Raw genomic sequence first — 13,257 nt, 5'->3', positions numbered from 1 at the left:
TTTTTGATCAAAGTCATTTTGCCATCTTTTCTCCAACAGTTTAATTGTTTTTTGATAAATGCCCTGAAAAAGGGGGCGTTTCGTGATCTACCTCAAAAAAGTTAGTAGATTTAATAACTTACTTTTATGGTCAAGTATTCGTATTCCTTTGTGTAAGATTCGATTGTGACTTTACGGGATAACCGATAAAATGCGCACTTAATGTTTATTGGCAAGCAGATTATTGGCAATGGTAGCCCGAACCGCACTTTGTATTTATTCTTTATTGGTTAAATGCTTATACCGCACTTCGCAAATGGGCGGATACAATCCGCCCCTACTATTGCAATCTAAACCGTACGTTTAACGCTTTGCCGATGCCTTGATTTATTTTTTGGGATCATAAGCAATGATTTTACAACAACAGTGGCAGCCGAGTGCGGCGATAAAAAATATTATCGCTCGTGCCAAAATTGTTGCCGAATTGCGCAGTTTCTTTATTGATCGCGGTTTATTGGAAGTCGATACCCCGATTTTAAGCGAATATGCGGTCACCGATGTGCATCTTGCCGTATTTGAAACGCAGTTTATTGCACCGTTTCAAGCCACGCCGAAAACCTTATTTTTGGGTACCAGTCCTGAATATCACATGAAACGTCTGCTAGCCGCCGGCAGTGGGCCGATTTTTCAGATTTGCAAAGTGTTCCGCAATGAAGAAGCCGGGCGCCATCACAATCCTGAATTTACGATGTTGGAGTGGTATCGACCGCACTTTGATATGTATCGCCTGATTAATGAAGTCGATGATTTGCTGCAACAGATTCTGGACTGCGAACCGGCAGAATCGTTTAGTTACCAGTTTATTTTTCAGGAATATGTCGGTTTGGATTCGCTGTCGGCAGAAAAAACCGAGCTGGCAAAAAAAGCGGCGGAGCATGGCTTGGTCGATGCCGCCAAGCAGTCGCGCGATATGCTGCTGCAATTTTTGTTCAGCCAAATTGTCGAGCCGAATATCGGGCAGGAGCGTCCGGCAGCGGTCTATTATTTTCCGACCTCGCAAGCGGCACTGGCGCAAATCAGCTCGGAAGATCACCGTGTGGCGGAACGATTTGAGTTTTATTACAAGGGCTTGGAGCTAGCGAACGGGTTTAATGAGCTGACCGATGCTGACGAACAATTGCACCGTTTCGAACGAGACAATAAGCAGCGCACAGCAAGCGGCTTGCCACCACGTGAAATTGACCCGCGTTTTATTGCCGCTTTGCAGCAAGGCATGCCGCAATGTGCTGGCGTAGCGCTGGGGGTCGATCGGTTGTTGATGATTGCCTTGGGGCAACAAAATATTGCCGATGTGATCAGTTTTAGTATTGATAATGCATAGTCCTAGTGGACAGAGTAGTAACAAAGATTAGGTGACAGAAAATAGGAGAGAAAATGTCAGAGATATTTATTGCGGTGATAATGGGGATTGTCGAGGGGTTGACCGAGTTTTTGCCGGTTTCCTCCACCGGGCATTTGATTATCGCCGGTGAGTTTTTAGGCTTCACCGGTGAAAAAGCGGCAACCTTCGAGGTGATGATCCAGCTAGGCTCGATTTTAGCCGTGGTGGTGGTGTTTTGGCGCAAAATGTTCGGCTTGATCGGCATTCATTTTGGTGAAAAACCGGATCAGCACCAACCGCACTTGACGCTATTGCACATTATTTTAGGCATGATTCCGGCAGTAGTGATCGGTTTGCTGTTTCACAGCACCATCAAATCCTGGTTCAGCATTCAGAATGTGATTTATGCCTTGGTCGTTGGTGGGGTTTTGTTGCTGTTGGCGGAAAAGTTTCGTCCGCCGGTCAGCGCCAACACGCTGGATCAAATCAGTTATAAACAAGCATTTGCCATCGGCTTATTCCAATGTTTGGCACTGTCACCGGGCTTTTCCCGTTCTGGCGCAACCATTTCCGGCGGATTGTTGATGGGGGTCGGTCGCCATGCTGCCGCAGAATATTCCTTTATTTTGGCCGCCCCGATGATGATGGGTGCCACCGCACTGGATCTGTATAAAAGCTGGCATTTCCTGACGCTTGACGACTTACCGATGTTTGCCGTCGGCTTCGTCACTGCGTTTGTGGTCGCGATGATGGCGATCAAATGGTTACTGAATCTGATTAAACGGATTTCATTCGTGCCGTTCGCCATTTACCGCTTTGTGGTGGCAATTGTATTGTATTTTGTGTTTTTGTATTAGTTTTTAAAAAAACGCTGATATTGCAACACCCTGAAATCAATCGTATTGAATTCGGGGTGTTGTGCTTTCAGCTGTTTATATTCCGCCATGCTGCCGACCGCACGATTGGCGGCGCCGGAAGGGGCGGTGAGCGATACGGTGGTGAAAGTGCGGTTTTGCCAGCTAAATTGGTGAATTCGCGGAATAGTGTTGTTGACTAATGTTAGGCTTAAACCCGCTGTTTTTAGGTGTCGACGAAACAGGTATTCGGGACCGTTTTTGCTGTTACCACCGGTGAATAGCAGCGTGTTGATCTTCGGATTTTCGCTTAAATAGTGCAGTAGCGGACGCAGCACAATCTGCTGCATGCCAATATCGGAGGCGTCGATTTTGGCTCGTTGGCACTGCTGCACAATATCGCAAATCCCGATATTGTGTTCATATAGAAAATGTTGTCGCTGTTGCACCGCACTTTGACTGTTTTCAAACTGAAAATCAACGCCAAAAATTTTGCCCAAAATCAGCCAGAGCTGCCCGTCGCGACTGCCGTAGCAAAAATCCACATCATCGGCTTTCAGCCAACCTTGCGAAAAACGTGGCGGGGGTAAAGTGCCGACAATCAGTTTGTCGGCATTGGGTGGAATAAAGGGCGGATAGGGGTGAGTGTGCAGGAACAACTCAGCCTCGTTCGGTGCGTTCGCTGCGATGTCCATGTTCGCCGTCAAATAAGTTTTGGATTAATATTTTAGATTTGCGCTGATAGTTGTAGTGTTCACGCTTGTCTTTCGGCAAATCCTCGACATTGGCAATTTTAAAGCCGCGTTCTTGGAACCAATGTACCGTGCGAGTGGTCAGCACAAACAGCTGTTTGATTTTGAGTTTTCGTGCCCGTTTTTGCAGCTCTTCCAGCAGAATATCGCCGCGAGAAGAGTTGCGATAATCTGGATGCACTGCTACACACGCCATTTCCGCCATGCTCTCTTCGGCGTAAACATTCAAGGCGGCACAAGCGATTATCACTCCGTCACGTTCAATAATAGTGTAGTTGCCGATCTCCATTTCCAGCTGTTCCCGTGAACGCTTGACCAAAATACCTTGCTGCTCCAGCGGGTGAATCAGTGCCAGTAGTGCTGCGATATCTTGAATGGTGGCAATGCGAATGGTTTCCGAGCTTTCCATCGACACCTGAGTACCGATCCCGTCGCGTGAGAACAGTTCTTGCAATAGCGTGCCGTCTTCTTCGTAGCTGAGCAAGTGCGAACGTTTGATGCCGGCACGGCTGACATCAATTGCCGCTTGCAGGAAGCGGGCTTGCGAGCTGTGATATTGCCCACTTTCGATCAGTTGATGCAGATGCACGGCTGCACGTTGCGGGAACAGGTCGGCAATGATCTCGCCGGCTTCATCACGGATACCGTCGTCGGCACAAAAACCGATCAGTTTTTCGGCATTCAGCTTAATCGCAACTTGGGTGGCAATGTCTTCAAACGGCATATTGAAGTTTTCACCGGTGACCGAGGCGCCGATTGGCCCTAACAAGACAATCGCATCGTTGTCGAGCTGCTGCTTGATGGCTTTGATATCAATTCGGCGGATTTTGCCACTCAACATATAGTCCACGCCGTCATCAACTCCGATCGGTTGAGCAATGACAAAATTGCCGCTGACCACATTAATACTGTTATTACTGTGGTTGCCGGCATTAAAGCTGCGCACCGACAGGCGGGCACTGATGTCAAATTGCAATTTACCGACTACTTGCTTCACCAATTCCAATGTGTCGGCATCAGTTACTCGAATATTTTTATGATAGACAGGCGCAATATCATGGGCTTGCAGGGTTTCGTTGATTTGATGACGCACACCGAAAACCACCACCAACTTGATGCCAAGACTATGTAACAAGCTGATATCATTGATAATATTAATAAAGTTTCTGGAGGCAATCGTATCGCCGTCCAGCATAATGACAAAGGTTTTATCACGGTGCAGGCTGACGTAAGGCGTGGATTCTCGGAACCATTCGACTAATTCGGTATCGCGTATCATAATCGTCCTATCTAAGCTGATTATTGAATAAATATGTTATTATTTTGCATTTTTAATCAAATTAAGCAAGCAAAATAAGTAAATCCGTTCGTTGCTGAGCGCACTTTATGCCTTAGTCGGCAAACAGCATTTGCCAGATTTCTCTGACAAACGCCCTTTCTACACTAAATTGCTCGGCACTGACAATCGATTTTTTACCAATCAGGTTCAAATGGTGAATTTTATTGCGTAAATCGACATAACTGCGTTTTAATTTCTTGGTTTGTTCCGCACTCAGTACCCCGACTTGCGCCATGCTGTCAAAAATCCGCACGTTGTCCGACCAGCGGCTCAGTTCGGGATGATTAGGGGTGTTGGCAAGCACTAAGTATTGGGCGATAAACTCAATATCGGTGATGCCGCCCGGATCAGTTTTAATATTGAACAGGCCGCTTTGGGTTTCGGCAAGATGTTCATACATTTTTAGCCGCATTTGGCTGACCTCTTGCCGCAATTGCGCCACATCACGCGGAGTGGCCAAAATATCAGCTCGAATCTGCTCGAAGCGTTGGCGAAGTGCGGTTTCACCATAGATGGCACGTGTGCGAACCAGTGCCTGTTTTTCCCAAGTCCAAGCGTCTTGCTGTTGATAGGTTTCAAACGCCGTCAGGCTACTGACCAGCAGGCCGGCCGCACCGGATGGGCGCAAGCGCATATCCACCTCATACAAAATACCGGCACGGGTATTAATGCTGAAAATACTGATGATCTTTTGTGCCAGCCGCAGGTAAAACTGGCTGCTGTCGATGCTGCGTTTGCCGCCGATGGTTTGACCGTTTGCCGGTGCGTCGTATAAAAACACCAGATCTAAATCGGAATTGTAACCCAGTTCAATGCCGCCCAGTTTGCCGTAAGCAATCACCAAAAAATTTTTCTGCTCCGGCTGCAAATGATCCGGCGTGCCGAAACGTTCACTGGTTTGTCGCCATGCCAGATTGACCACGGCGCTAATCATCGCTTCGGCTAAATAGGTGAGGTGATCGCTGACTTTCATCACCGGCAGCACCTCTAAAATATCAGCGGCGGCGGTGCGCAGCAGGGTTGCCTGTTTAAATTGGCGCAGGGCATCAATCTGTTGTTCTTCATCATCTTGCGGAATGCGCATCAGATACTCTTTCAACGTATTATGATATTCGGTGAACGGTGGCGGATTGAACAGGGTTTTATGATCCAACAGTTCGTCGAGTAGAATCGGAAAATTAGCGATCTGTTCGGCAATCATCGGTGAAGCGGCACTGAGCCGAATCAGCATATCCAGCGCCGCCGGGTGTTCTTGCAGCAACTCCAGATAGGTGGTGCGAGTGACGACTTTGCTGATGATATTCAAAATTTTAGGCAGCACATTGCTGATATCCGCTCGGGCAAACAGTTTATCCAATACGCACGGCATCAGTTTGTTCAGCACTTCACGTCCACGCTGTCCGATTTGGCGGCGCTGAATCTCGCTGCGGAAATGGCTTAAAACCGCTAGCAATTCGTTGTGTACCGTTTCTGCAAATGAATATTGCTGTAACAGGCTGCTGAGCTCGTCATCTTGATAGCTGTTCAGAAAATCACGCCAAATTGAATCATGCTCTTGGTTTGACTGATTTTCGTTGTCGTCGCCAATCAAATGCTGAAACACATTGCGGACATTTTGCTGCTGTTGCTGCAGATAAGCATAAAATGTCTGCCAATCGTCAATCGGATTTTCAACTTCAATCCATTGTCCGTTTTGGCTTAAACAGCGGAAACGGCGGCAGGCATGTACCAACCGCACTTGGTCGCTCTGGTTTTGCGGCAGCAGTTGCGTCTGTTTATCATCAATCGCTTGCAGCACGTTTTCTACTCGGCGTAAAAATAGATAAGCCTGTTGTAGTGCTTGTGCTTCTTCCGCCGGAATCAGATTCAGCTGCACCAAGTGCGGTAGCACGGTCAGCAGACTGCGGTGTTGCAGCTCAGGTTCACGCCCGCCGCGAATCAGTTGAAACACCTGCACGATAAATTCCACTTCGCGAATGCCGCCGGCACCCAGTTTGATATTATCCACCAAGCCACGACGGCGGATTTCGCGTTCAATCATCGCTTTCATATCACGCAGCGACTGGATCACGCTGAAGTCAATATAACGCCGATACACAAACGGCTTCAGCATTTTTTTCAGTTGTTGCTGATATGGATTGGCCTCGTCTTCGCCCATCAAACGGGCTTTGATCATCGCATAACGCTCCCAATCACGCCCCTGTTCCTGATAGTAATCTTCCATTGCGGCAAAACTCAACGCCAGCGCCCCGGCATCGCCGAACGGGCGCAGGCGCATATCGGTACGATAGACAAAGCCGTCGATGGTGTGTTGATCCAAGGCTTTGATAATCCGTTGCGCCAAGCGGATAAAAAACTGTGAATTGTCTACGCTACGCCGTGCGCCGACGGTTTCGCCCTTTTCCGGATAGGTGAAAATCAGATCAATATCGGAGGAGAAATTCAGTTCGAAGCCGCCTAATTTGCCCATACCGAGAATCAATAATGGCTGCGGCTGACCGCACTTGTTGACTGGCGTGCCCAACTCTTGACAGATTTTCGGATAGAGCCAATCGCGCGTCGCCACAATCAGACTCTCCGCCAATTGTGAAAGTGCGGTAAAGGTTTGTTCCACCGACATCAGATTTAAACTCTGACAAAAACTCAACGCCGCCATCTCCCGATTGCGAAATTGGCGCAGCAAGGTATAAAGCTGTTCTTCTGTTGTTATGTCGGCTAATTCGGCTTGCAAGCGGGCAGGGTAATCTGTGCAAGTCTGCAACGACGGCGGCTGTTGCGCCCATTGTGCCAATAATTGCGGTTGCTTGTGCAGCACCTCGACAACAAAATCGGACATTGCAAGTGCGGTATTCAGCTGAGATAAAAACTCAGCATCGGCAAGCGTTGATAATTCGGCAGCTTGCAACAAAGATTGAAATTTTTCCACAGGATAACAAAGTTCGGACCACATGGCAGAATCCTTAAAAAAGCAGTGAAAGTGCGGTCAATTTAGCATATCGCAAGCAAAAACAGGAAATTTGTTTTCGCGATTTTGTTCGACATCCGCTGTCTTTTAGTTATTGCATACTATAGCAAAAACATGAGTGAGCAGGGGAGTTATGCAAAGTCAATATCGAAACAGAGAGCAGGCAAGAGGAGAAGCGCCAACATCAGCAACCACACGCACAAAAACGGCGCTTGAACAGGTGTGGCGATCCGTATTATCCGGTGGTGAAAGCCTAGTGTTGCAACGCAAAGTGCGGTTGGGGGCACTTTATCAAAACTGTTGGATAAAAATCAGCCATATATCATTGAATACTATAAAATTGGGCATTTAAATTACCAAAATTGTATAAATTAGGTAATTTAAATGCTCAATAAATCTAAATCTCCAACCTTTTTCCGCTACTGCGCTTTCAACAATGCCACGAGTTCTTCTTCGGTTGCGCAGCCCATGACCATTTCCACTTCTTCCGGGCTGAGGTGCATAAGCACGATGTATTCGCCGTTTTTATCAATGCCGGTGATAAATTCGCCGTCTTCTGAGCCTTTGCCGCCGTATTCGATGCGTTCACAGAAGGTGAGCATCGCTTTTTCTAAACGTTGTGCGGTTAACGTGCGGTCGGCAATGTATTGCTCGGCTTCGCTTTCGGGGATCAGATAGGCATCAACTTTGACCATTTTCTGAAATTTTTGTGGTTTTTTCATAGCAGATTGTCCTTGATGAAAGAGAAATTAGTCGCATACGGGAAAAACAGCAAAGATAAAGCGGGAAAATTCCCGCTTGAATCAGGCTTAGTTGATTTGGCTGCCGATAACGCCACCCAGCGCTGCACCACCAAGGGTTGCGCCGGTGCTGTTGCCGATAACATTGCCGGCGACGCCGCCAACTGCTGCACCAATTGCAGTGTTTTTTTGTCGAGTGGTCATATTGGAACAACCGGCGGCAAATAACAATGCTAAAGCTAAAACAGTCGATTTAAAGGCAATTTTCTTCATAATAACTCCTAATTTCTTAAATAAAGCGTGATCAGCATAACAAAAAATCAGTGATTTTGTATTTTTTAGTGTAAAACTATGTGGGGAAATGAGAAAAGGATAGCTTCAAATGAAGATGGCAAGGCTGTGTTTACCTTGCCATTTATTGATTTTTAAATTGTGCTTATTTTACCGTTACTCGGGCAAATTTGCGTTTGCCGACTTGGTAAACCGCACTTGAGGCTTGAATCAACATTTTGGCATCGTCAACTTTTTCGCCGTCGATTTTTACCCCGCCTTGCTGCACCATGCGGTTGGCTTCGGAGGTGGATGCGACCAACCCGGCTTCTTTTAACAGATTCGCCAAGCCAATTTCGCCCTGAAATTCAAATTCCGGCATCTCGTCCGGCATCGCACCTTTTTGGAAACGGTTGATAAAGGTTTGTTCGGCAGCGTCGGCATCGGCTTGGCTGTGGAAACGGGCGATAATCTCTTTTGCCAACAGGATTTTGACATCACGCGGATTCTTGCCATTTTGTACTTCGGTTTTTAATTCGGCAATTTCGCTTAACGGGCGGAAAGAGAGCAGATCATACCAACGCCACATTAGATCATCGGAAATCGACATCACTTTGCCGAACATCTCGTCCGGCGCTTCGCTGATGCCGATATAGTTGCCCAGCGATTTTGACATTTTCTTCTCACCGTCCAAGCCTTCGAGCAACGGCAGGGTGATCGCCACTTGCGGTTTTTGTCCGGCAGATTTTTGTAGCTCACGTCCGACGAGCAGGTTGAATTTTTGGTCGGTTCCGCCCAACTCTACGTCCGCTTGTAATGCAACCGAGTCGTGCCCTTGCAGCAACGGATAGATAAATTCGTGGATCGCAATTGGTTGATTATTGGTGAAGCGTTTTTTGAAATCGTCCCGTTCCAACATCCGTGCAACCGTGTAATTCGAGGCAAGGCGGATCATACCTTCGGTACCTAATTGTCCTAACCATTCGGAATTAAATACAATTTTAGTTTTTTGCGGATCGAGAATTTTGAAAATTTGTTGTTTATAAGTTTCCGCATTGGCTAACACATCTTCGCGCGTTAATGGTGGACGGGTGGTGTTTTTGCCGGACGGATCGCCGACCATGCCGGTGAAATCACCAATCAAGAAATAGACTTCATGCCCTAATTGTTGGAATTGGCGTAGTTTATTCAACACCACCGTGTGCCCCAAATGAATATCCGGTGCAGTCGGATCAGCGCCCAGCTTGATGCGCAATGGACGGTTTTCTTTCAATTTTTCAATAAGATCGCTTTCGGAAAGCACTTCCTCAACGCCGCGTTTCAACTCGGCAAGTACGGTGTTCAACTCAGTCATAGTTCTCTCAACGTTAGATTTGATTCATCATAAACGAATTATTATAAGCATAAAAAATCAAATAGAAAGGGCTAAGCCTGATAATCTGCTTAGAAGTTGGGAAGTTATAGCACTTGAATTTTGTGTTTGTGGGTTTATAATGCAAGAAAGGAACGAACCTGTTACAGCTCGTTCCTTGGTTGGGTTGCTATCGTGTGATAGGGGTATCAGCAGTTAGCAACACAATTATGATGATTATCAATAGATATTTAAACCATCGCAATCTTTTCACCTCCTTAGATCGGCATGATTAAGGGAGGCTATAGCTAACCCGAGTACCAGTCGGGAAAGCTATAACATACCCGACCAACCGAGAGAAATCGTATCATAAAACCGCTGAATTATCAGCGGTTTTTGTTTTTTATGTGTTATAAAATATTGTCGGCTGATCTGCTAAATTTCAGGCAAAAAAGCCTGTTGTGGGAAAATTGGCATAGTGGCATGAAATGTTGGAGCTTTATAGACTAGCCAGTTGAATTTCAGGCAAAAAAAAGCCTGTTGTGGGAAAATTGGCATAGTGGCGTGAAATGTTGGAGCTTTATAGACTAGCCGGTTGAATTTCAGGCAAAAAAGCCTGTTGTGGGAAAATTGGCATAGTGGCGTGAAATGTTGGAGCTTTATAGACTAGCCGGTTGAATTTCAGGCAAAAAAAAGCCTCTTGTGGGGAGAGGCGTGAAATGTTGGAGTGATTATCTAGATTTATTTATATTCTTATCTAGTGGTGCTAATGATAATTCTTATCATTTATATTTAAAAGCGGCTTTACAATTCTTTATAGTTGAATCGGAATCGCATGATTCAACCAAAGTGCGGTCGGGATAGCATTTTCAATGCGGTAATCGCAGTTATAACAGAGCAGTTGCACGCCGGCTTGATGTGCTTGTTTCAGTAATGCCGCATAATGCGGATCAATCTGTTCGGCAACTTGAAAACGCTGAATTCCGCTGTGCAGCGCCGCAAAAAAGATCACCGCACTTTGTCCTTGCTGCCGCATTTGTATCAATTCGCGCAGGTGTTTTTGTCCACGCTCAGTTTTGGCGTCAGGGAACATGCCGACCGCACTTTCAGTTAATAAGGTGGTGGATTTGACTTCAACATAACAATCGGCAAGTGCGGTTTGCGGCTCGTTTGCTTGCAACAAAAAATCAATCCGGCTATTTTCTGTGCCGTATTTCACTTCCGGTTTAATCGTTTTATATTGCGCTAATTCTGCGATTTTGCCTTGTTGCAGTGCCTCGTGCACTAATTGATTCGCTCGTGCCGTATTGACACACACCAGCTCACCGTTGGCTTTTTCAGTCAGTTCCCACGAATGACGATATTTGCGTTTCAGATTATCAGACGTGGAATACCACACCGTGTCGCCCTCCTCGCCGCAACCGGTCATCGCACCGGTGTTGGCGCAGTGAATGGTGATAACTTCACCGCTTGGCAATTCAATATCGGCGAGAAAACGTTTATAACGACGAAGTAACGCCGCAGACTGTAATCGTGGTAGTTGCATGATGTTTTTATTCTCGGTAAATGAATAGAGCGTTTTTAATAGGGTCTGTTGATCTTTGTTTATATTTTGAGTTGTCGTTTAAAATGAGCACAATCTAGGCGTAAGCCGAAATCAATAGTGGGACTATTGATGAGGGTTACAACGACGAGTGTGCTTATTTTAAACACAATCCGTAGGACTATGACGCTTTTTCGCCATTACTTTTCGTACTACAGCGGCGTTAAAAGTCGTTAGTTTAGAATGACTAAACTTCACAACTTTTGCCTTATTTATTTGCAAAAAGAGTGGCGAAAAATAGTCTATGGCTCAAATTATAAACAAAGATCAACAGACCCTAACATATTCTGTCTTGAGTGCACAGATTTTTTTAAAAATTTTCCCCCATTTTCCGTAAGAAGTGATAAAGTTAACCGGATTTAATTTTTGCTGCTGCCAAGTGCGGTCGCAGTAAAATAGTAGCAAGGATTGGAGTCAGTCTATGCTTTTTGGATTGGGCAGTTGCATGCCCAAACTTTTTTAACCAGTCAATTAAGGAAGTTAACGATTATGCGAATTGGTGTACCTAGAGAACTGCTCGACAATGAGAGTCGGGTGGCGGCAACACCGAAAACCGTCGAGCAGATTTTGAAGCTTGGGTTTGAAGTGGTTGTAGAACATAATGCCGGTTTTAAAGCCAGCTTTGAAGATCAGGCTTTCGCCGAAGCCGGTGCGACGGTCGGGACGGCGAACGATGTTTGGAATTCTGACATCATTTTTAAAGTAAACGCCCCAACCGATGCGGAAATTGCCGCTATTAAAGAAGGCGCAACCTTGGTTAGTTTTATCTGGCCAGCACAGAATCCTGACTTAGTCGAAAAATTATCTGCTAAAAAAATCAATGTGCTTGGGATGGAATCCGTACCGCGTATCTCACGGGCACAAGCATTAGATGCGTTAAGTTCGATGGCCAATATTGCCGGTTATCGTGCGGTGGTGGAAGCAGCGCATGAATTCGGCAGTTTCTTCACCGGGCAAATCACCGCAGCAGGCAAAGTGCCACCGGCAAAAGTGTTGATTATCGGTGCCGGGGTTGCAGGCTTGGCAGCGATTGGAGCGGCAAACAGCTTGGGCGCTATTGTGCGTGCGTTTGACTCTCGTCCGGAAGTGAAAGAACAAGTACAAAGCATGGGCGCCTCGTTCCTCGAGATCGATTTCAAAGAGGAAGGCGGCAGCGGCGACGGCTATGCCAAAGTGATGTCCGATGAATTTAACCGTCGTGCGTTAGCATTGTATGCTGAGCAAGCGAAAGAAGTGGATATTATCATCACCACCGCACTGATTCCGGGCAAACCGGCACCACGCTTGATCACCAAAGAGATGGTTGAGTCAATGAAACCGGGCAGTGTGATCGTCGATTTGGCGGCGGCAACCGGCGGCAACTGTGAGTTGACCAAAGCCGGTGAAGTGGTCACTACCGAAAATCAAGTGAAAATCATCGGTTACACCGATTTGCCAAGCCGTTTACCAACCCAATCTTCACAACTTTACGGTACAAACCTAGTCAACTTATTGAAATTGTTGTGTAAAGAGAAAGATGGCAATATTAATATCGATTTTGACGATGTGATTTTACGCGGCGTGACCATCGTGCGTGACGGCGAAGTGACCTGGCCGGCGCCACCGATTCAAGTATCGGCACAGCCACAGCAAAAAGCAGCAGCGGCGCCGATTGCGAAAAAAGAAGAGAAGCCGGTTAATCCGGCCGTGAAATACGGCATTATGGCAGCGGTTGCCGCCGCCTTCTTGTGGTTGGCTTCGGTTGCACCTGCGGCATTTTTATCGCACTTTACCGTTTTCGTACTGGCTTGCGTGGTCGGTTATTATGTGGTTTGGAACGTCAGCCATGCGTTGCATACGCCATTGATGGCGGTAACGAATGCGATTTCAGGCATTATCATTGTCGGTGCATTATTGCAAATCGGACACGGCAACGGGGTCGTGACATTCCTGTCATTTATTGCGGTGTTAGTCGCCAGCATCAATATTTTTGGTGGCTTCAAAGTGACACAACGCATGTTGGCAATGTTTAGAAAAGGTTAAG

The 13,257-nt window shown here is 46.5% G+C and carries 11 protein-coding genes; 4 read left to right on the top strand and 7 right to left on the bottom strand.

Going from position 1 to position 13,257, the window contains the following annotated elements; all coding sequences use genetic code 11:
* Window positions 1–388 precede the first annotated feature (388 nt).
* Both epmA and bacA read left to right on the top strand, forming a co-directional pair.
* Window positions 389–1,360 (top strand): elongation factor P--(R)-beta-lysine ligase, encoded by a 972-nt coding sequence (gene epmA / locus EDC16_RS01610; RefSeq protein ID WP_132964715.1) that lies wholly within the window; start codon window positions 389–391, stop codon window positions 1,358–1,360.
* A 53-nt stretch (window positions 1,361–1,413) separates the two neighbouring features.
* The gene (gene bacA, locus EDC16_RS01605) at window positions 1,414–2,217 is read left to right on the top strand and encodes an undecaprenyl-diphosphate phosphatase (protein ID WP_132964713.1); all 804 of its coding nucleotides are present in this window, start codon (window positions 1,414–1,416) and stop codon (window positions 2,215–2,217) included.
* Here the strand turns inward: bacA and EDC16_RS01600 are convergent.
* From EDC16_RS01600 to glnE, 3 genes are all read right to left on the bottom strand, one after another.
* On the bottom strand, window positions 2,214–2,909 hold the full coding sequence (locus EDC16_RS01600; protein ID WP_198362759.1) for a hypothetical protein: 696 nt from the start codon (window positions 2,907–2,909) through the stop codon (window positions 2,214–2,216). The genes bacA and EDC16_RS01600 overlap by 4 nt on opposite strands.
* Complete coding sequence (gene argA / locus EDC16_RS01595; protein ID WP_132964797.1) at window positions 2,875–4,242, bottom strand: amino-acid N-acetyltransferase; 1,368 nt, start codon at window positions 4,240–4,242, stop codon at window positions 2,875–2,877. Before argA ends, EDC16_RS01600 begins: the two co-directional genes overlap by 35 nt.
* A gap of 115 nt (window positions 4,243–4,357) precedes the next feature.
* Window positions 4,358–7,255, bottom strand: coding sequence for a bifunctional [glutamate--ammonia ligase]-adenylyl-L-tyrosine phosphorylase/[glutamate--ammonia-ligase] adenylyltransferase (gene glnE / locus EDC16_RS01590; RefSeq protein ID WP_132964711.1), 2,898 nt, complete (start codon window positions 7,253–7,255; stop codon window positions 4,358–4,360).
* 148 nt (window positions 7,256–7,403) lie between these two features.
* Between glnE and EDC16_RS01585 the strand changes: the two genes are divergently transcribed.
* A complete protein-coding gene (locus tag EDC16_RS01585) occupies window positions 7,404–7,622 on the top strand; it encodes a hypothetical protein (protein WP_132964709.1) in 219 nt (72 codons plus the stop codon).
* Between the two features lie 67 nt (window positions 7,623–7,689).
* Here EDC16_RS01585 and EDC16_RS01580 read toward each other — a convergent pair whose 3' ends face one another.
* The 4 genes from EDC16_RS01580 to sfsA all read right to left on the bottom strand — a co-directional run bounded on the left by EDC16_RS01580 (window position 7,690) and on the right by sfsA (window position 11,177).
* Window positions 7,690–7,992 carry a hypothetical protein gene (locus EDC16_RS01580; protein WP_132964706.1) on the bottom strand — a complete coding sequence of 101 codons (303 nt, stop codon included), beginning with the start codon at window positions 7,990–7,992 and terminating at the stop codon, window positions 7,690–7,692.
* An 87-nt stretch (window positions 7,993–8,079) separates the two neighbouring features.
* Window positions 8,080–8,283: a glycine zipper 2TM domain-containing protein gene (locus tag EDC16_RS01575; protein ID WP_132964704.1), complete on the bottom strand. Its 204-nt coding sequence runs from the start codon at window positions 8,281–8,283 to the stop codon at window positions 8,080–8,082.
* A gap of 163 nt (window positions 8,284–8,446) precedes the next feature.
* Entirely contained in the window at window positions 8,447–9,634 is a 1,188-nt protein-coding gene (gene tyrS / locus EDC16_RS01570; protein ID WP_132964702.1) for a tyrosine--tRNA ligase, read from the bottom strand.
* A gap of 811 nt (window positions 9,635–10,445) precedes the next feature.
* Entirely contained in the window at window positions 10,446–11,177 is a 732-nt protein-coding gene (gene sfsA, locus EDC16_RS01565; RefSeq protein WP_132964700.1) for a DNA/RNA nuclease SfsA, read from the bottom strand.
* 546 nt (window positions 11,178–11,723) lie between these two features.
* Between sfsA and pntA the strand changes: the two genes are divergently transcribed.
* Window positions 11,724–13,256 carry a Re/Si-specific NAD(P)(+) transhydrogenase subunit alpha gene (gene pntA, locus EDC16_RS01560; protein ID WP_132964698.1) on the top strand — a complete coding sequence of 511 codons (1,533 nt, stop codon included), beginning with the start codon at window positions 11,724–11,726 and terminating at the stop codon, window positions 13,254–13,256.
* Window position 13,257: the final 1 nt, after the last annotated feature.

This window comes from Testudinibacter aquarius (assembly GCF_004342725.1).
Lineage (GTDB): Bacteria > Pseudomonadota > Gammaproteobacteria > Enterobacterales > Pasteurellaceae > Chelonobacter > Chelonobacter aquarius.
This window is presented reverse-complemented; position numbering and strand designations above follow the sequence as displayed.

Bases quoted from the DNA above. Each gene is read 5' to 3' on its own strand.
- EDC16_RS01580 (WP_132964706.1), bottom strand. From the start codon at position 7,992: ATGAAAAAACCACAAAAATTTCAGAAAATGGTCAAAGTTGATGCCTAT.
- pntA (WP_132964698.1), top strand. From the start codon at position 11,724: ATGCGAATTGGTGTACCTAGAGAACTGCTCGACAATGAGAGTCGGGTG.
- epmA (WP_132964715.1), top strand. From the start codon at position 389: ATGATTTTACAACAACAGTGGCAGCCGAGTGCGGCGATAAAAAATATT.
- sfsA (WP_132964700.1), bottom strand. From the start codon at position 11,177: ATGCAACTACCACGATTACAGTCTGCGGCGTTACTTCGTCGTTATAAA.
- EDC16_RS01600 (WP_198362759.1), bottom strand. From the start codon at position 2,909: ATGGACATCGCAGCGAACGCACCGAACGAGGCTGAGTTGTTCCTGCAC.
- EDC16_RS01575 (WP_132964704.1), bottom strand. From the start codon at position 8,283: ATGAAGAAAATTGCCTTTAAATCGACTGTTTTAGCTTTAGCATTGTTA.
- glnE (WP_132964711.1), bottom strand. From the start codon at position 7,255: ATGTGGTCCGAACTTTGTTATCCTGTGGAAAAATTTCAATCTTTGTTG.
- EDC16_RS01585 (WP_132964709.1), top strand. From the start codon at position 7,404: ATGCAAAGTCAATATCGAAACAGAGAGCAGGCAAGAGGAGAAGCGCCA.
- bacA (WP_132964713.1), top strand. From the start codon at position 1,414: ATGTCAGAGATATTTATTGCGGTGATAATGGGGATTGTCGAGGGGTTG.
- tyrS (WP_132964702.1), bottom strand. From the start codon at position 9,634: ATGACTGAGTTGAACACCGTACTTGCCGAGTTGAAACGCGGCGTTGAG.